Here is an 18,247-nt window from a genome sequence, read left to right as displayed (position 1 = left end):
CTAGAGGACCAGTTCGGGGTGCAGGTCCGCGGCACGCAACCGGCGCTGCCGCCCGGCCAGGACCACTGTCAGCAGGGTCGCCACGAGACCGAAACCGGCGAGGATCAGCGCGGCGTGTGTGATGGTGGCGCCCGACCCGCCGTCGATGGCGTGCCGCATCGACTCGACCACGTACGTCATCGGCAGCAGTGGGTGAACCGCCTGGAAGAAGCCGGGTGACGTCTGCACCGGGTAGGTGCCGCCGGACGAGGTGAGCTGGAGCATCAGCAGGACCAGGGCGGCGACCCGGCCGACCGGTCCGAGCGCGGCGCCGAGCAGCTGCATGATCGCCGCGAAGACCGCGGCCGTGCCGAGCATCAGCCCGAGCGTCGTGACCGGGTGGACCGGGGCGAGGCCGAGACCGAACCGGACCACCAGGTACAGCAGCGTGGCCTGGACCAGGCCGATCGCCACGCCGGGCAGCAGGCCGGCCAGCGCCACCCGGTGCGGCGGCGCCCCGGACGCCAGGTAGCGCCGGTTCAGCGGCCGCAGCAGCATGTAATTGATCATCGCGCCGACCCAGAGCGCGAGGGCCAGGAAGTAGGGCGCGAAGCCGACGCCGTAGGTGGCGGCCGGGTGGCGGACCACGCGGTCCAGGGAGACCGGGTCGGCGAGGACGCCGGCCCGCTCGGACGTGTCGGTGTAGGCCGGGATCTTGCCGGCGCCGTCGGTGAGCCCGTCCGCGAGCTGGTCGGCCCCGCTGGTCAGCTGGGTGAGACCGGACGCCACCCGGTGCCCGCCGGTGGAGAGCGTGGCGAGGCCGTCGTCGAGCTGCCGGGCGCCGCTGGACAGCTTGAAGATCCCGCCGCGCAGCTCGGTCGCGCCGTCGGAGAGCGTGCCGGTGGCGGTGTCCAGCTTCTTCGCGCCGGTGGCGAGGTCGTCGAGTCCGTTCGCGAGCTCGTCCACCCGGTCGCGGGCGTTCCGCACGTCGTCGGCCAGGTGCGGCGCGGCGTCGGCGACCGCGCGGGCGTCCGCCGCGACGCGGTTGAGGCGGGCGCGCAGCGCGCCGAGGTCGGCCGCGTCGATCCGGGCCTGGATCCGCTCGGCGTCGGTCACGAGCGTGCCGGCGAGGTCCCGCGCGTTGCCGACACCGGGAGTCTCGGCCGGGAGCGAGTCCAGATATCTCCGGAGCTTCCGGGCGTCCGTCACGGCCCGGTCGGCCGCCTCGCCGATCGCGCCGACGTTCCTGGCCAGCGCGGATGCTCCGGCGGAGACCTGTCGCGCCGCCTCCTCGATGGTCCGCGCGTTCTCCCGCAGCACCGGCTCGATCCGGTTCGCCGCGCCGTCCACCACGTCCGCCAGCTGCCGGGTGCCCCGCGCCGCCTCAGCGGTGCCCGACGCGATCCGGCTCGTCCCCGACTCCAGCTCCCGCAGACCGTCCGCGAGCTCGTCCGCCCCGGAACCGGCCCGGTCGATGCCGTTCGCGAGCTTTCCGGTCGCGGCGCCGGCGTCGTCGATGCCGCCGGCCAGCTCGCCGGCACCCTCCTCCAGCTTCCCGGACCCGTCGCGCAGCTTCCCGGCCGCGCCGGCGGCCTTCGACGTCTGGTCCTTCAGGTCGGTGAATCCGATCAGCATCTGGTCGAAGTAGCGCGCCGAGGCGCTCGACGCCGCGGCAGCCCGCACCTCCTCGAAAGCGGTCCGCGCGAAGACGCCGGAGAGGTAGTTCGTGGCGTCGTCGCTCACCGCGCTCAGCCGCGCGGTCCGCGGCGTGCTGTCCGCATCCGGCGCGGTCGCCAGATCCTTCGAGAACCCGGCCGGGATCAGCAGCTCGATCTGGTACTTCCCGTCCCGGAGCCCGCGTTCGGCGGCGGCCGCGTCCACCACGTGCCAGTCGAAGACCTCCCGGTCGATCAGCTCGTCGGCGAGGTCCTGCCCGGCCCGGACGGTCTGCCCGCCGGATGCCTCGGCCGGCGAGTCCTCGACGACGAGCGCCGCCGGAATGTGATCGAGCCGTCCGTAGGGATCCCAGAACGCGTAGAGATACAGCGCGCCGTAGAGCAGCGGGATCACCGCGAGGACCACCACGGCCGCGGCGGTCAGCCGGCTTCGCAGGAACCGCCGCAGCTCGTATCCGGCCAGCCTCAGGGTGTTCATGCCGGAACCTCCGCGTCCACCGGCTCGGCCGTGCGCACCACTGTCGCCCGGCCCGGTTCGCCGGCCTGCGGGTCGTCCAGCACCACCACCTGGTCCACCAGGGCCGGATCGACCTCGCGGGCGGTCACCAGCACCGCGACCCCGCTCGCCGCGATCTCGCCGAGCAGCGCCCAGAGCGCTTCGCGTTCCGCCGCGTCCAGCCCGGCGTCGACCCCGTCCAGCGCGATCACCGACGGCCGGTTCAGGCCCGCCAGAACCAGACCCAGGACCTGCTTCTGGTACGGGGTGAGCTCACGTCCCCGGAGCGTCGGGTCCAAGCCGTGCAGTGGCACGTCGTCAGCGCGCGACCGGCCCAGCAGGGTGAGCCGTTCCACTATGTGCTCCGCCACCGTGAAGACGGGTTCGGGCTCCTCCACGTCGGGCACATGACCCAGCGCCGCCGTACCCACGATCTCGACCGTGCCGGCGGAAAGCCGCAGCCGCCTCGCCAGGGCGAGCAACGCGGAGGTGCGCCCGCTCCCCGGCGGACCGGTGACAGCGACCGTCTCACCTGCCGCGACCCGCAGGTCGAGCCCCTGAACGAGCCAGCGGCGGCGATGCCGCACGCCGGCGCCGGTAGCGGTGAGCACGGTCATGGCGGCTCCCTTTTAAACTGACTGGTCAGTTCAAAAACATACCCACGCCGGTACGCATCGACAGCGCCCGGTGGTGGACATCACGCCACCTCGACCGGCAGGATCATGGGCATGTCGATGCGATGGGGCATGACCGTGCCGTTCGGCGGAGTTCCGCTCGCCGATCACGCTGCCGTTTACCGGGCGCTGGCCGACGCCGGATTCACCGACGTCTGGTCGGCCGAGGTGAACGGCACGGACGCGTTCACACCGCTGGCGCTCGCCGGCGCGTGGGAGCCCCGGCTGCGGCTGGGGACCGCGATCGCCCCGGTCTTCACCCGCGGCCCCGGCCTGCTCGCGATGACCGCCGCCGCGCTCGCCGAGGCCGCGCCCGGCCGCTTCCAGCTCGGCATCGGCGCGTCGTCCCCGGTCGTCGTCGGCGACTGGAACGCTGTGGACTTCACCCAGCCGTTCGCCCGCAGCCGCGACGTGCTCCGCTTCCTGCGGTCCGCGCTGGCCGGCGAGGTCGTCGACGAGCAGTACCCGACGTTCACCGTCCGGCGGTTCCGCCTGGAGCGCCCGCCGGCCACCCCGCCCGCGCTGATGCTGGCCGCGCTGCGCCCGCAGATGCTCCGGCTGGCAGCCGCCGAGGCCGACGGCGTGATCCTGAACTGGCTCGCCGCCACCGACGTGGCCACCGCGCTCGCCGAGACCAAGGAGGCCGGCCCGGGCTTCGACGTCGCCGCCCGGATCTTCGTGATCCCGACCGAGGACGCCGGTTACGCCCGCACGGTCGGCCGCCGCATGATCACCGCGTATCTGACAGTCCCGGCGTACGCGGCGTTCCACCGCTGGCTCGGCCGCTCCGAGATCCTCGCGCCGATGTGGCAGGCGTGGGAGTCCGGCGACCGCAAGGGCGCGCTCGCCGCCATCCCGGACGCGCTCGTCGACGAGCTGATCGTGCACGGTTCACCGCAGGAGTGCCGCAGCCGCGTGGAGGCGTACGCCCGCGCCGGCGTGACCGTCCCGGTGATGGCCCTGATGCCCACTCCCGAGCTGGAACGCGGTGGCGCCGCGGCCCTCGCCGAGCTGATCACCGCTCTGGGCCGCCCGGCCTGACCGGACGGCACGGCCCCGCTCTCCTACGTCTCCCCCGGGCCGGCCGGTGACAGCGTGGCCCAGACGACCTTCCCGCTTCGCGCCGGTAGAACGCCCCAGGCAGCGGCCATGGCATGGACCAGCAGAAGGCCTCGCCCCCGTTCGCCCGGTGCGGCCGCCCGGTCGTCATGAACGGGAAGACGCAGGCGGGGGTATCGGGCGTCGCCGTCCCGGACGGCCAGATGCAGCCATGACCCGCTGTACGACACGGTGACCACCAGGCCGGTGCGGGCATGCTCCACCGCGTTGGCCGTCAGCTCGGAAACGACCAGGCAGGCCTGGTGCCGCAGCGCGGAGAGCTGCCAGCCGCGGCAGGCCCGCACGACGAGGTCCCGGGCGGCCCGCACCGAGACCGGCTCGGGAGCGAGACGGGCCTGCACCCGGTGACCGCGCCACGGCTGTGCGGCCATCGCCCGGCGCGCGTCCGGCACGGTGGCGAACACCTGTGGCCCATCCTCGTCGCCATGCCGCAACCGGTAGTCCAGCATCGTCCGCGCCGGGAGGCACAACACCATGCGGACGGGTTCCGGCCGGAGCCGTGCCGTCCGCACCGCCGCCGCCCAGAAGGACCGGCTGGCCCCATGGAGATCGCCGAGATCGTGGAGATCGACGATGATCGTCGAGGCCGGTCCGGCCAGGCACAGCTGCAGCGTGGCGGTCACCTCGTTGCCGAGGTCGCGCGACCACCGACCGTGCACGGTCACCTCGATCACCGAGGTGCTCGCGTCGGCGACGACGCCCACCGAGAGGGCACGACGGCTGGTTCCGGTGGTGACCAGGTACGGAGGCTGCGCCGGGTGCGCCTGCCGCAGCCGGCCGCCGGCAGTCGTCGCTGCCCCGGCGGAGGGGTCACATCGCGTCTCGGCGGCACGCGGGACAGGGCGATCGCCAGGTTGATGACCGGTACGAGAGCGGGGCTGATCCGAAACGATCACAGCGACTCCAGGGCACCCGGGCGGGATGGCGAGCTGCCGGGGTCTGGAGCAGCGAACGGCGCGGTGTGGCGACACCACGGTGGCTCAACGGTACGCCGAACGGCTCCGGGCCGCCCGGTCTGAGAACCGCCGGCTTCAGGGGCTCGTCAGGCCCGCGAGCCCGGAGCGGCCGGCGACGACGGTCCGGGCGACGTCGGCCAGCCGGAGGTTGCGGGTGCGCGCGTACGTCCGGATAGCGGCGAACGCCTCGTCGACGCTGACGCCGCGGGCCTGGGCGACGACACCCTTGGCCTGCTCGATCACGACCCGGCTCTCCAGGGCGCCCTGCAACTGGCCGGCCAGTTCCTCGCCGCGGCGGATGGCACGCTCCTGGAGCAGCCCGATGGCGGCTACGTCGGCCAGCGCCTGCACGACCGATATGTCCGAGCCGGTGAGGCCGCCCGGGCGAGCGCCGAAGACGTTCAACGCGCCGATGACCTCGTCGCGCAAGCGGAGCGGGAAAGCGTGCACGGAACGGAAACCGGCCGCCGTGGCGCGTGACGCGAACCGCGGCCAGGCCGTCGCCGCGGCGGTCAGGTCGACGCCGGCGACCGGCCGGCCGGTCCGGAACGCCTCCAGGCACGGCCCCTCCTGGTTCCGCACCTGGAAGATCTCCACCAGACGGGCGCTCTCGTCGGAAGCGGCCAGGAGCGTCAATTCACCCCGATGGTCGGCCAGCAACAACCCGGCCGCTGCCGCATCCACGAGAGTGGCGGCCCGGTCGGCCAGCATCGACAGGAATTCCAGCTCGTCGAAACCGGCGACGACCGTGTCGGCGATCTCGACGAAGATCGCCGCGAGGCGTTCCACGGGAACCGATATCACTGTCATGCGCCTCCAGTCTCCCGTCGGCTTCGTCAGCACCCGGGAAGGCGGCCAGTAGGGCGATTGTAGGCCTGCTGCAGGGTGATGTGCCTCACCGGCGCCGTCGCACCCCGCGGCGCGATCCACCGAGCGCCCGGCTCGGCCGCACCCGCGTACGCTGAAAGGTAATCTGCCGTAACCGGCGGGTTGGTCCGATGGGATGCCGATGAAATACGACGCCGGATCCGAATCCGGGCCACCACTCGCGGGGCAGGTCCGGAGGTTTCGTCATGGCGACATCCTGGCGTCTGCGCGTGTCCGGAGCCGGCCGTGATCGATGTGGATGACCCCGGGCACCGGCTGCGAATAGAACAGTTGCTGGTGACGTACCCGGATCTCGACGGCCTGTGTCGCGCGTGCCTGTCAAGCCTTCCCGGCATCGGCGGCGTCGGCGTGACAGTGATGACTCCCCGGACCCAGCAGGTGCGCTATGCCAGTGACGCGGTGAGCGCCCGGGTGGAGCAATTGCAGTTCCTCCTCGGCGAGGGGCCGTGCCGTGACGCGTATGCGACGGCCAGTCCGGTTCTGGCCGGTGACCTGCATGCGTCGACGTGGCACGAGCAGTGGCCGGCGTTCGCGCCCGCGGCCGTATTGGCCGGGGCGCAGGCGGTTTTCGCCCTGCCGCTGCGGGTGGGCCGGACCGGCATGGGCGTCATGGATCTGTACCGCGACACTCCGGGCGACCTGGCCGATCGGACACTGGCTGACGCGCTCGTGCTCGCCGGGGCGGTCGTCGAGCTCATTCTGGTGGAGACAGCGGCGCAGGACGGCAACGAGGACCCGCCGGCCGCCGGCGGGAACGATCATCTGCTGCAGCGGGCGGTCGTGCATCAGGCGACCGGCATGATCAGTGTGCAGGCCGGAGTGCCGGTGGAGGACGCGCTGGCACGATTGCGCGCGCACGCGTTCGCCGCCGGACTCGACCTTGATTCGATTGCCGCCGACGTGGTGGCCCGGCGCCTGAGGTTCGACAACCTGGCCGACGATGAAGACAGGTGACTAGCAGTGAGCCCAGCTCAGGACCCGGCAACCATGGATCTCCTGGTCGAATTGTCCGACATCCTGGTCTCTGATCTTGATGTTGACAAGCTGCTGCAGAAGCTGACGAACCGGTGCATAGATCTGCTCGACGCGCAGGCGGCCGGAGTCATGCTGGCCGGTGACCGGGGCACGTTACGGCTGCTGGCGGCCGCACCCGAGTACACCACGTGGGTCGATCTCTTCGAGGCGCCCGCCTCCCCGATCGGCTGGTGCTTCACCACCGGGCTGGCGGTGGCCGACGCCGATCTGGACATTCCGGATCCGCGGTGGACGGCGTTCGCCCGGCAGGCCCGGGACGGCGGATTCCGGTCGGCGGTCGCCCTGCCGATGCGGGTACGCGGCGAGGTCATCGGGGTGTTCAGCCTGTTCCGGGACCGGCCCGGATGGCTGACCGCCGAGGAGATGCGCCTCGCGCAGGCGCTGGCGAACGTCTCCACCATCGGGCTGCTCATGCAGCACGACCAGGGTTACCGCGCGACGCTGGCGGCTCAGGCACAGCGGGTGCTGAGCGGGCGCGTCGCCGTCGAGCAGGCTCGGGGCATCCTGGCCGAGCTGCTCGGCGTCGATGTCGACACCGCGCTGGAGGAGTTGCGCCGCCACGCGTCCCGGACCGGCCTCGACCTGGGCGCCGCGGCGGACGAGGTGGTCGGCGCCATCCCCCTCACCGCAGAGGTCGGCCCCGGCAAGCCGGTCCTGCTGGCGCATCGCATCACCATGGACACCCTGGCGGCGGTCCGAACACTCGTCCGGCAGCGGATGACGAGCGCCGGCCTGTCCGGCTTCGCCGCCGACACCTTCATGCTCGCCATCCACGAGGCCGCCACGAACGCCGAGGAACACGCCGACGGCGGCCGGCTGTGGCTGTGGCGTCACGACGGAAGCCTGTGGTGCGAGATAAGCGACGACGGTCCCGGGCTGCCCGCCGGCTACCGGGTCCGTACCGACGCTCCGGCCGGCGACTTCCGGCACGCCGGTCTCTGGTTGATTCGCCGGATCTACCCCGACGCCGAGATCACGAGCACGGCACAGGGAACCCGGGTGGTGCTACGCCAGCCGTTACCGGATCACTCCGGCGGGCCGTTCTCCGCCGCCGGGGCCGGCGAGTAACCGAACAGCGACGTCGTGTCGGTGGCCCGCATCAGCAGGCGCACGGCGCTGGAGGCCGCGACGACGCGCACCACACGATCGGCGGCGATGGCTCGTTCCCGCAGATCGAGCAGGCTCCGCAGACCCGCGAGGTCGCAGAAGCGAAGCCCGGTCAGGTCCAGCTTCACCATCCGTGCCGGCCGGTCGAGGACGGCCGTCCACCGCTCGGGCACGTCAGCCTCCAAGGGGGCCGCCAACTCGCCGTCCACGGCGACCAGCACCGTATTGCCGGCGGCGGGACTCGTCGACACCGATATCGTCACGCCGCGACTCGGCGCCACCGCGGCGAGCACCTCCCTCGCGGTCGTGGACAGGGACGCCCCTCGGGCGTCGGCCCGCTCCTTCAGGATGCGACGGGCCTCCGCGGCGTCAATGGCACTGCTTGCCATCAATATCCCGAGCGCCCGCTGAATCGTGACCCTGACCTGCAACGCCAGCCCGAGCCCGAGCAGCAGCTGGCGCGTGCCGGCGTCGGCGCCCGGATCGATCCCGCTCGCCGGCAACTGCTCCGCGGCGAACACCGCACGCACCCCGGTCATCAGATCAGTCAGTGCGAAAGGCTCACGGCCATAGAGATTCAGCACGCCCACCGGGACGCCACCGCCCGCGAACAACGGCACCGACACCGACGCCCGCAGCCCCAGCGCGGTGGCCTGCCGGTAGAAACCCGGCCACGACATCGTCGCGGCGATGTCCGGCACCCCGACCGGCTCGCCCGTGCGCGCGGCCTGCACACACGGCCCCGCCCGGTCGGCGTGCTGCGCGTCGTCGACCGCCCGGACCAGATCGCTGCTGGCCGCCACGGTCGTGTAACCCGAGCCGCGCCACGCCGTGATCGACGCGTACACCACCCCGTCGATCATCTCGACGGCCGACGACGCGATCCCGGCCAGAAGCTCATCGACGGCAGCCTCGTCGTCCGGCGTCTCGGCGAGCGACACCACGGCTTCGGCCAGGGGACGCCACAGGCCGTCGTTCGGCGCGTCTGGTGGCCCAGGGTCCGTCATCGCACCGCCATCCCCACGAAAGTATCTCCCCCACGGTAGCGGCACCCGCGAGACGGCCGCCAAGGCTCCATCGCGCGGCTCGCGCTCTCAGCTGTCGAGAGCTTCGCGGAGGTGCCGCAACAGCTCGGTCTGGGTGAACGGCTTCGTGATCAGGATGGTGCTGGCGTCCAGGGTGCTGCTGCCGGTGATGAACGGCTGCGCGTAACCGGACATGTAGACCACCGGCACGCCGGGCCGCAGCCGGCGGATCCGCTCGGCCAGCTCGTGGCCGTGCAGGAGCGGCATGACCACGTCGGTCAGCAGCAGATCGAACTCGCAGGTCGGATCCTCCGCGATGTGCAGAGCCTCCGGACCACTGCCGGCCGGTAGCACCCGGTACCCGTGCCGGGTCAGGATCCGCACGGTGACCGCACGCAGCGCCGCCTCGTCCTCCACCAGCAGGATCGTCTCCCCGCCGTGCTTGAGCTGCTGCGGCGCCACGGTCGGGGCCGGCGTGGCCGGCTGCTCGTCGGTGACCGGCAGCAGCACGGTGAAGACGGTGCCGGCGCCCATCGTGGACCGCAGGTCCGCCACCCCGCCGGCCTGGGTGACGATGCCGTAGACCGTCGCCAGCCCGAGTCCGGTTCCCTGCCCCGGAGCCTTCGTCGTGTAGAACGGCTCGAACACCCGCTCCAGCACCTCCGGCGGGATCCCGGTGCCGGTGTCACCGACCCGCAGCTCGACATAGCGCCCCGGCGCCACCGCCGGACGCGTGTCCGGCTCGCCGCCCTCCGCGGCCACCTCGACGTTGCCGGTGCGGAGGGTGAGCGTGCCGCCGCCGGGCATCGCATCCCGGGCGTTGACCGCCAGGTTCACCAGCACCTGCTCGATCTGACCGGGATCGGCGAGCACCGGCCACAGCTCCGGCTCGAGCTCGGCGTGCAACCGGATGTGCTCGCCGAGCGTCCGCAGGAGCAACTGCTCGACCTCCCGGATCACCACGTTCAGGTCGAGCACCCGCGGGCGGACGACCTCCCGCCGCCCGAACGCCAGCAGCTGATGCGTCAGCTCGGTGGCCCGCCGGCCGGCCCGGAGCACCTGCTGGAGGTCCCGGCCCGCCTGCGGCCAGGCGCTGCCGGGATCGGCGTCGGCGGCCTCCTGGATCTGCTCGGCCACGAAACCGGTGTAGTTGAGCATGACGGCGAGCAGGTTGTTGAAGTCGTGCGCCACTCCCCCGGCCAGCTGGCCCAGGCTCTCCAGACGCTGCGACTGCTGAAGCTGCGCTTCCAGCCGCTCGCGTTCGGCGGCCGCGACCAGCCGTTCCCGCTCGGCCTCCAGCCGCTGCCGCTCGGCCTGCGCCTCGATCCGCTCGGAGACGTCCCGGATCGCCGCCGAGACGATCACCCCGTCCTCGGTCTCGAACGCGGAGAGGCTGATCTCGGCCGGGAACTCGGAGCCGTCCTTGCGGCACGCCGCGAGCGGGCGTCCCGAGCCCATCGGCCGGGGCCGGGGGTCGGCGAAGTAGCGCCGGCGCACCTCCGGATGCCCGGATCGGGCCGCGGGCGGCACCAGCACCTCGATCGGCTGTCCCAGCAGCTCGCTGCGCGGATAGCCGAAGAGCCGCTCGGCCTGCGCGTTGACCAGGGCGATCCGGCCGTCACCGGCGACGCCGACGATCGCGTCCGGCGCGGCTTCGAGCAAACCCTGGAACTTGGCCTCGCGGCGCACCCGGTCGCTCACGTCCCGGACCGCCGCGACCACCATGTCCTGGGCGGGCAGCGGGGCGAGCGAGATCTCGGCGGGGAACTCGGAGCCGTCCTTGCGCCGGGCGGCGAGCGGCACCCCGGCGCCCATCGGGCGGGGACGCGGATCCCGCAGGTAGTCCCGGCGATGCCCGGGGTGCCGGGGCCAGAACCGCTCCGGGATCAGCAGCTCGATCGGCTGGCCGATCAGCTCCGAGCGGTCGAAGCCGAAGAGGCGGACGGTCTGCGCGTTCACCACGGCGATGCGACCGTCACGATGAACGCCGATGATCGCATCCGGTGCCGCCTCGAGCAGGCTGGTCGCCACGGCATCGGAAGGATCGCTCATCACAGCACCCCATCCCCCAACCCAAGGCCTCTTCCGAGCCTAGGCGGACGCCGGTGCTCCCCGTCCGGGAATCGCGGTTGCCGGAGGCATCGGCCACCGGGCGCCGGGCACCCTGCCGGACCGGACGTGACGCATCACCGCCCGTACCGGAAAGGAAAGCGCGCCCAGAGTCTCTGAGCGCGCTTGCCCGGGGGTTGTCACTCGCTGTCGGCGAGGATCGCGTAAAGCTTGCGCTTGGTCTCGTTGAGCACCTCGAGCGCCTTCTGACGCTGCTCCGGGGTGCCGGAGAAACCGACCTGCTTGAGCGCTCCCATGATGCCGACCGCCGCGTCGCGGAAGTCCTGCACCTGGGACATGGTCTCGGCCCCGAACTGCGACCACGGCGGGTTCTGCGCGGCGGTCTCGGCCTCGGGGCGGCCGTCCGCGGTGAGCTGGTAGCTCTTGCGGCCGCCGTCCGCGGTGGCCTCGATCAGGCCCTCGTCCTCCAGGAGCTGGAGGGTCGGGTAGACCGAGCCGGGGCTGGGACGCCAGATGCCGTTGGTGCGGGCGTCGAGTTCCTGGATCATCTCGTAGCCGTGCATCGGCCGCTCCAGCAGGAGCGCCAGGATCGCGGGCCGCACGTTCTGCCGGCTTCCGCGTCCGCCCCGGCGCGGCCGGGGACCACCTCCGAAGTCCGGCGGCGGGAAACCGGGACCGCCCGGGCCGCCACCGCCGAAGGGGAAGCCGGACGGGAAGCCGAAGCCGCGCCTGCGGCCCTCGAACGCCCAGCCACCACGTCCGTGACCGTGACCGCGTCCGAATCCCGGACCGTGACCCCGTTCGCCCTCGTTCATGTACCTCATGACCTTCTCCGTTCGATCGTGGAACTTTCTCGATACTGTCTCGATAGTTAGACGATATATCGCCGAACAGTCGGCCGCAAGGCTTTCCGGGATCGCGGGGTTGCGATAGGTGTCGAGCACCCGGCATCTGGCAATCTGGTACCTGTGTTGACGGTGCCCATTCGGCAGCTCGGTGAGCCCGAGCGCGCGGCGATCCAGCGGATCCTGGACGCCGACCCTTACGCGGGCGCCCAGATCGCCGAGCGCGTGGCCTCGCACGGGCTCAACTGGTGGCGTTCCGACGGGCGCATCTACGGGTACGAGCCCGCCCGCCGCATCGAGTCCCTGATCTGGTCCGGCGCGCACCTGGTGCCGGTCGGCGCCACACCGCCGGCGGTCGCCGCGTTCGCCGATCTGCTCGGCGCCGAGACGCGGATCTGCTCGTCGATCATCGGTCGCTCGGAGGCCGTGCTGGACCTCTGGGACCGGCTCAGCGGCCACTGGGGACCGGCTCGTGACGTGCGGCCCAACCAGCCGCTGCTGGTCACCGCCCGGGATCCCGAGGTGCTTCCCGACCCGGCGGTGCGCCTGGTCCGGCCGAACGAGGTGGACCAGCTCTTCCCCGCCGCCGTCGCGATGTACACCGAGGAGGTCGGCGTCTCGCCGCTGCAGGACGACGGCGGGCGCGGGTACCGGCGGCGGATCGCCGAGCTGGTGAAGGGCAAGCGGGCGTACGCGCGGTTCGACGGCGATCAAGTGATCTTCAAGGCCGAACTGGCGATCATCACCCGGCGGACCACGCAGGTACAGGGCGTCTGGGTGCACCCGGACCACCGGGGGCGCGGGCTCGCCACCGCCGCGATGGCCGCCGTGGTGTCGGACTCGCTGCGGCGGGTCGCGCCGACCGTCAGCCTGTACGTCAACGACTACAACATGGCGGCGCGGCAGGTCTATGCGCGCTGCGGGTTCGTCTCGGCGGGATCGTTCGCGACAGTCCTGTTCTGATCGGATGCTGTCCTGATCGGGCGGGCAGGGTCGCCCGCCCGCCCGATCAGTGCTGCGTCAGGCCTCGAAGCGGGTGCGCCGCTTGCGGGCCACCACGAAGCCGGCCACGCCGGCCGCCAGCAGCAGCGCGCCGGTCACGGCGATCGCGGTGCCCTGCGGACCGGTGATCGGCAGGCCCGGCTCGCCGCCGCCCTCGCCATCGCCGGTGCCGGTGCCGGTGCCGTCGCCGTCGCCGTCGCCGTCGCCGTCGCCGTCGCCGTCGCCGTCGGAATTCTCGGCCGCGGACGGGTTCACGACCAGCTTCGCCTTGTCGTTGGAGCGGTTCAGATCCTCGCTGAACCGGGAGCACTGGCAGGCCGGGTTCGACTCGACGGCGCCCGTCGCGTCCGCGCGGACCTTGTCGATGCGCAGCCCGAACGTCCACTTCACGGTCTCACCGGCGCGGAACAGGTAGCCGGCCTCGCAGTAGTACTGCACGGCGTCCGGGTCGGTCTTGTCGTACTCGGCGACGTAGCAGGACTTCGGGACCTCGGCGGCCGTGGTGCCCACCGGGATCGTGACGAGCGCGACACTGGCGGCCTCGCCGGAGCGGCTGCTGTCGATCGTGGCTGGGCCGTCGTTGCGGAGGCCGACCGTCGCCTTGACCACGTCGCCGGCCGCACCGGACACCTTCGTGCCGACCGCCGCGATGTCGCTGCCCTGCTTGCCCGTCGCGTTCACGGTGACCGTCTGCCAGTTGTCCTCCGGGTCGCCGTCGGTCTGCGGCGCGCGCTTGGCGGTGGCCACCGGCTCGAGCCGCAGCGCCGGGCCGTCGGACCTGTCCTTCATGGCAGTTCGGTCGGTGTAGTCGTCAGCGGTCAGCCACTCGAACTCGCCGCCGTTTCCGCTCGGCGCCGCGGTGTCCGCACGCAGCCGGAACGGCAGGACCACCCGGTACGTGGTGCCCGGCTCCAGGTCTTCCGCGAAGAGGCAGCCGGCGAGCCGGTCGTCCTCCCGGTAGACGCAGTTGGAGAACCGCTCGGTGACCTCGTACGCGTAATCGGCGTGCGCCCGCAGGCCCGCGCCGTGCGCGACCTCGCCGGAGGTGTTGGTGATCTCGAGAGGAACCTCGAACGCGGCGCCCGGCTTGACGCCGAGCTCGTAGGACTCACCGGCCGCCAGGTCCACGTCGTCGGCGACCTTCACGTCGGCGGTGGCGTCGACCGGCGCCACGCCGTCGGCGGAGAACGTGGCCTTGAGTGTGCCGGTGGCGCCGGCCACGGCACTGCCGGAGGCCTTCAGCGAGGCGTCGAAGACACCGGCGTGACCGCCCGGGTCGATGTCGAGCTCGTACGGTCGCTCACAGACCAGCTGGGCCGGGGAGAAACTGCTGCAGCGGCCATCCTCCGAGACCAGGCTGACGCCGGTGAGGTCGCCGGAGAGCTCAAAGGTCACGGACGCGCTGGTGAGCGTGACGGCCTTGTCGGACCTGAGCACCGTGTCGATCGGGGCCTGGGCGCCCACTCCGACAGTGGTCCCGGACATTTCGAAGCTGATCTTCGAGTCAGCGGCGGCGTGTGCCGGGGCGGCGAGTGTCAGGGCCGCGGCGATGGCTGCGGCTGGACCGGCGATCAGGCGCCGGGCCGTTCGGTGCTGCATCGAGGGTTCCTCCCGGGAAAGACAAGGAGCCGCATCGTAAGGACTCCTTGTCTTTCCCGGACACCCGCTCATGGATGATCACTGATTTCGTGATCGATTCTTAATGCACCGTCACCGTGGGGCCGGGAAGCAGGTCGCGCAGCTCGTCGGGGAGCTCGGCGCCCATCTCGTCGGCGAGCCGCAGCGCCTCCTCGACCAGCGTCTCCACGATGATCGACTCGGGCACGGTCTTGATGACCTTGCCCTTCACGAAGATCTGGCCCTTGCCGTTGCCGGAGGCCACACCCAGGTCGGCCTCGCGCGCCTCGCCCGGACCGTTCACCACGCAGCCCATCACGGCGACGCGCAGCGGGACCGGGAAGCCCTCCAGCGCGGCGGTGACCTGCTCGGCCAGGGTGTAGACGTCGACCTGGGCCCGGCCGCAGGACGGGCAGGAAACGATCTCCAGGCCGCGCTCGCGGAGACCGAGCGACTCCAGGATCTGCTGACCGACCTTGATCTCCTCGACCGGCGGGGCGGAGAGCGAGACCCGGATGGTGTCGCCGATGCCCTCGGCGAGCAGCGCGCCGAACGCGACAGCGCTCTTGATCGTGCCCTGGAACGCCGGGCCGGCCTCGGTCACGCCGAGGTGCAGCGGGTAGTCGCACTGCTCGGCGAGCTGCCGGTACGCCCGGATCATGACGACCGGGTCGTTGTGCTTCACCGAGATCTTGATGTCCCGGAAGCCGTGCTCCTCGAAGAGCGAGCACTCCCAGAGCGCCGACTCGACGAGGGCCTCGGCGGTGGCCTTGCCGTATTTCTCCAGCAGGCGCTTGTCGAGCGAGCCCGCGTTCACCCCGATCCGGATCGGCACGCCGGCGCCGGAGGCCGCCTTGGCGATCTCCTTGACCTTGTCGTCGAACTGCCGGATGTTGCCCGGGTTGACCCGGACCGCGGCGCAGCCGGCGTCGATCGCGGCGAAGACGTATTTCGGCTGGAAGTGGATGTCGGCGATCACCGGGATCTGCGATTTCTTGGCGATCGCGGGCAGCGCCTCCACGTCGTCCTGCGAGGGGACGGCGACCCGGACGATCTGGCAGCCGGACGCGGTGAGCTCGGCGATCTGCTGCAGCGTGGCGTTGACGTCGGAGGTGAGCGTGGTCGTCATCGACTGGACGCTGACCGGGGCGCCGCCACCGACCAGGACGCCACCGACGTTGATCTGGCGGCTGTGGCGGCGCGGAGCCAGCGGCGGGGGAGGTACGGCCGGCATTCCCAGACTGATTGCAGTCACATCTCACTCACTTGAAGAGAACGATCGGGTTGATGATGTCAGCGGTCGCGGTCAGCAGCGTGAACGCGCCACCAATCAGAATGACCGCGTAGGTGAGCGGCATGAGCTTGTAGTAGTCGACACGCCCCGGATCGGGTCGCCGCAGCCGCTGGTAGAGCCAGGAGCGGGCTTTCTCGAACCAGGCGATCGCGATGTGCCCGCCGTCCAGCGGCAGCAGCGGCAGCAGGTTGAAGAGGCCGATGAAGATGTTCAGCGAGATGAAGACCTGCCAGAACACCTCCGGTACGCCCTTCTCGATCGCCTCGCCGCCGATCCGGCTCGCGCCGATCACGCTGATCGGGGTGTCCGGATCGCGCTCGTCGCCGGTGATCGAGTTCCACAGCGCCGGGATCTTCTCCGGGATCCGCGCCATCGCCCGGAACGAGTTCTCCACCAGGTACCAGCTGAAGTCGCCGGCGGCGGGGATCGCCCCGATCGCACTGTAGGTGAGAACGGCCGGCTGGTCCGTGGTCCAGCTCACGCCGGCCACCGCGACCTGGGTGACCGGGCCGTCGTCGTCACCGATCGGGGTGCGCTCGGCGCTGACCAGGTCGACCGTGGCGGTGGCGGTCTGCCCGTCACGCACGTAGGTGAAGGGGGTCGGACCGGCCGTGGAGGCGCGGATCGCGGTGGTCAGCTCGCCGTAGTTGGCGACCGGCGTGTCGCCGACCTTGGTGATCAGGTCACCGGTCCGCAGGCCGGCCGCCTTGGCCGGGGCCGGCACCGCGCCGTTCGAGCCGGGCACGCACTCGGCGCTCGTGTCGGTGACCGAGGTGCGGATGCAGTCGCCCACGTAGATCGTCGCGGGGGCCTTGGCCTGCGCCTCGGCGGTCTGCGGGATGCTCACGTTCGGCAGGCCGACGGAGATCGCCATGAAGTACGCCCCGACGATCGCCAGCATGAAGTGGGTGATCGAGCCGGCCGACATCACCACGGTCCGCTTCCAGACCGGGAACCGCCACATGGCCCGCGGCTGGTCCTCCGGCAGGACGTCCTCGTCCTGCGGGGTCATGCCGACGATCTTGCAGAAGCCGCCGAGCGGAATGGCCTTCAGACCGTATTCCGTCTCGCCGCGCTTGAACGAGAAGATCGTCGGGCCGAAGCCGACGAAGTACTGAGTCACCTTCATGCCGAAGCGCTTGCCGGTGAGCATGTGGCCCAGCTCGTGCAGGCTCACCGAGATCAGGATGGTCAGCGCGAACGCCGCCGCACCCAGCCAGAAAAGCATCAGGCTCCTTCAGCCACAGTCGCGATCGTCCGCTGTGCCTGGGCGCGCGCCCATGCCTCCGCGGCAAGCACGTCATCGACGGTACCCGGTTCAGCGAAATCCGGGGCCTCCGCGAGCACCCGTTCCAGGGTGTCGACGATGCCCAGAAACGGTAGCCGACCGGAGACGAAAGCGGCCACACACTCCTCGTTCGCGGCGTTGTAGACGGCCGGCAGGCAGCGCCCGGCCCGGCCCGCCTCCTTGGCCAGGCGCACCGCGGGGAACGCCTCGTCGTCGAGCGGCCGCAGCTCCCAGTTGTGCGCCTGCGTCCAGTCCACCGCCGCGGCCGCCTGCGGCACCCGGTCCGGCCAGGCCAGCGCCAGCGCGATCGGCAGCCGCATGTCCGGCGGGCTGGCCTGCGCGAGGGTGGAGCCGTCGGTGAACTCGACCAGGGAGTGCAGCACGGACTGCGGGTGGACCATCACCTCGATGTCGTCGTAGGGCACCCCGAACAGCTCGTGCGCCTCGATCACCTCCAGGGCCTTGTTCACCATGGTGGCCGAGTTGATCGTGACGACCGGGCCCATGTCCCAGGTCGGGTGCTTGAGCGCCTCCTCGGGCGTGACGTTCCCCAGTTCCTCGCGCCGCCGCCCGCGGAACGCTCCCCCGCTCGCGGTCAGGATCAGCCGCCGCACCTCGGACGCGGCGCCGCCCCGCAGGCACTGCGCGAGCGCCGAGTGCTCGGAGTCGACCGGGACGATCTGCCCCGGCCGGGCGATCCGGCGCACCAGCGGCCCACCGGCGACCAGCGACTCCTTGTTCGCCAGGGCGAGGATCCGGCCGGCTTCCAGCGCGGCCAGCGTGGGTGCGAGGCCGAGGCTGCCGACGACCCCGTTCAGCACGACGTCGCAGTCGACCCGCGCCAGCTCGGTCATCGCGTCCGGTCCCGCCACGATCTTGGGGAGTTTGAAGTCCCCGGAGGACCAGCCGCGCTTCTGCGCCTCGGCATAGAAAGCCAACTGCAGATCCTGTACGACCGAGGCCCGCGCCACACCGACCACCTCGACACTGAGCTCCAGCGCCTGGGCGGCGAGCAGCTCGACGTTGCCGCCACCGGCGCCGAGGGCCACCACGCGGAACCTCTCCGGGTTGCGGCGGACGATATCGATGGCCTGGGTGCCGATGGATCCCGTGGACCCGAGCAGAACGAGGTCGCGCATGGCGTCCATCTTTCCGGACGCCCGCACCCGTCTCGGC

15 protein-coding genes are annotated in these 18,247 nt (G+C 71.6%); 4 read left to right on the top strand and 11 right to left on the bottom strand.

The features are described 5' to 3' along the window. Nucleotides 1-2,133 (bottom strand): YhgE/Pip domain-containing protein, encoded by a 2,133-nt coding sequence (locus AB0F72_RS25235; protein ID WP_360435699.1) that lies wholly within the window; start codon nt 2,131-2,133, stop codon nt 1-3. Beyond that, a complete protein-coding gene (locus tag AB0F72_RS25230; RefSeq protein ID WP_360435697.1) occupies nt 2,130-2,768 on the bottom strand; it encodes an ABC transporter ATP-binding protein in 639 nt (212 codons plus the stop codon). Before AB0F72_RS25230 ends, AB0F72_RS25235 begins: the two co-directional genes overlap by 4 nt. Nucleotides 2,769-2,879: 111 nt before the next feature. Here AB0F72_RS25230 and AB0F72_RS25225 point away from each other — a divergent pair, with 111 nt between their 5' ends. Further along, nucleotides 2,880-3,866, top strand: coding sequence for an LLM class F420-dependent oxidoreductase (locus tag AB0F72_RS25225; protein ID WP_360435695.1), 987 nt, complete (start codon nt 2,880-2,882; stop codon nt 3,864-3,866). Between the two features lie 23 nt (nt 3,867-3,889). On the opposite strand, the gene AB0F72_RS25220 is transcribed toward AB0F72_RS25225, so the two are convergent. Next, nucleotides 3,890-4,648, bottom strand: a complete 759-nt coding sequence (locus AB0F72_RS25220; RefSeq protein WP_360435693.1) for an ATP-binding protein — start codon at nt 4,646-4,648, stop codon at nt 3,890-3,892. Nucleotides 4,649-4,975: 327 nt separating this feature from the next. Next, nucleotides 4,976-5,710 (bottom strand): GAF and ANTAR domain-containing protein, encoded by a 735-nt coding sequence (locus AB0F72_RS25215; protein ID WP_360435691.1) that lies wholly within the window; start codon nt 5,708-5,710, stop codon nt 4,976-4,978. Nucleotides 5,711-6,013: 303 nt separating this feature from the next. On the opposite strand from AB0F72_RS25215, the gene AB0F72_RS25210 reads away from it, so the two are divergent. Both AB0F72_RS25210 and AB0F72_RS25205 read left to right on the top strand, forming a co-directional pair. Then, nucleotides 6,014-6,742 carry a GAF and ANTAR domain-containing protein gene (locus AB0F72_RS25210; RefSeq protein WP_360435689.1) on the top strand — a complete coding sequence of 243 codons (729 nt, stop codon included), beginning with the start codon at nt 6,014-6,016 and terminating at the stop codon, nt 6,740-6,742. Between the two features lie 33 nt (nt 6,743-6,775). Continuing rightward, on the top strand, nt 6,776-7,891 hold the full coding sequence (locus AB0F72_RS25205) for a GAF domain-containing protein (protein WP_360435687.1): 1,116 nt from the start codon (nt 6,776-6,778) through the stop codon (nt 7,889-7,891). On the opposite strand, the gene AB0F72_RS25200 is transcribed toward AB0F72_RS25205, so the two are convergent. The 3 genes from AB0F72_RS25200 to AB0F72_RS25190 all read right to left on the bottom strand — a co-directional run bounded on the left by AB0F72_RS25200 (nt 7,849) and on the right by AB0F72_RS25190 (nt 11,849). Next, a complete protein-coding gene (locus tag AB0F72_RS25200) occupies nt 7,849-8,937 on the bottom strand; it encodes a GAF domain-containing protein (protein ID WP_360435685.1) in 1,089 nt (362 codons plus the stop codon). The two genes, AB0F72_RS25205 and AB0F72_RS25200, sit on opposite strands and share 43 nt — an antisense overlap. 87 nt (nt 8,938-9,024) lie before the next feature. Then, nucleotides 9,025-11,007, bottom strand: a complete 1,983-nt coding sequence (locus tag AB0F72_RS25195) for a PAS domain S-box protein (protein WP_360435683.1) — start codon at nt 11,005-11,007, stop codon at nt 9,025-9,027. Nucleotides 11,008-11,204: 197 nt separating this feature from the next. Next, nucleotides 11,205-11,849, bottom strand: coding sequence for a PadR family transcriptional regulator (locus AB0F72_RS25190; protein ID WP_360435681.1), 645 nt, complete (start codon nt 11,847-11,849; stop codon nt 11,205-11,207). Between the two features lie 144 nt (nt 11,850-11,993). Here AB0F72_RS25190 and AB0F72_RS25185 point away from each other — a divergent pair, with 144 nt between their 5' ends. Next, complete coding sequence (locus AB0F72_RS25185; protein WP_360435679.1) at nt 11,994-12,833, top strand: GNAT family N-acetyltransferase; 840 nt, start codon at nt 11,994-11,996, stop codon at nt 12,831-12,833. 57 nt (nt 12,834-12,890) lie between these two features. Here the strand turns inward: AB0F72_RS25185 and AB0F72_RS25180 are convergent, their stop codons facing one another. The 4 genes from AB0F72_RS25180 to dxr form a co-directional block, all read right to left on the bottom strand. Continuing rightward, nucleotides 12,891-14,471, bottom strand: coding sequence for an LPXTG cell wall anchor domain-containing protein (locus AB0F72_RS25180; protein ID WP_360435677.1), 1,581 nt, complete (start codon nt 14,469-14,471; stop codon nt 12,891-12,893). A gap of 100 nt (nt 14,472-14,571) precedes the next feature. Continuing rightward, the gene (gene ispG / locus AB0F72_RS25175) at nt 14,572-15,744 is read right to left on the bottom strand and encodes a flavodoxin-dependent (E)-4-hydroxy-3-methylbut-2-enyl-diphosphate synthase (protein WP_014447100.1); all 1,173 of its coding nucleotides are present in this window, start codon (nt 15,742-15,744) and stop codon (nt 14,572-14,574) included. A 7-nt stretch (nt 15,745-15,751) separates the two neighbouring features. Then, a complete protein-coding gene (locus tag AB0F72_RS25170; RefSeq protein ID WP_360435675.1) occupies nt 15,752-17,011 on the bottom strand; it encodes a site-2 protease family protein in 1,260 nt (419 codons plus the stop codon). Then, the gene (gene dxr, locus AB0F72_RS25165) at nt 17,011-18,219 is read right to left on the bottom strand and encodes a 1-deoxy-D-xylulose-5-phosphate reductoisomerase (RefSeq protein WP_360435673.1); all 1,209 of its coding nucleotides are present in this window, start codon (nt 18,217-18,219) and stop codon (nt 17,011-17,013) included. Before dxr ends, AB0F72_RS25170 begins: the two co-directional genes overlap by 1 nt. Between the last annotated feature and the right edge of the window lie 28 nt (nt 18,220-18,247).

It is taken from the genome of Actinoplanes sp. NPDC023936 (assembly GCF_040639325.1).
Lineage (GTDB): Bacteria > Actinomycetota > Actinomycetes > Mycobacteriales > Micromonosporaceae > Actinoplanes.
Note: the sequence above shows the minus strand (reverse complement) of the source record. Positions and strands in the feature narration are given on the sequence as shown.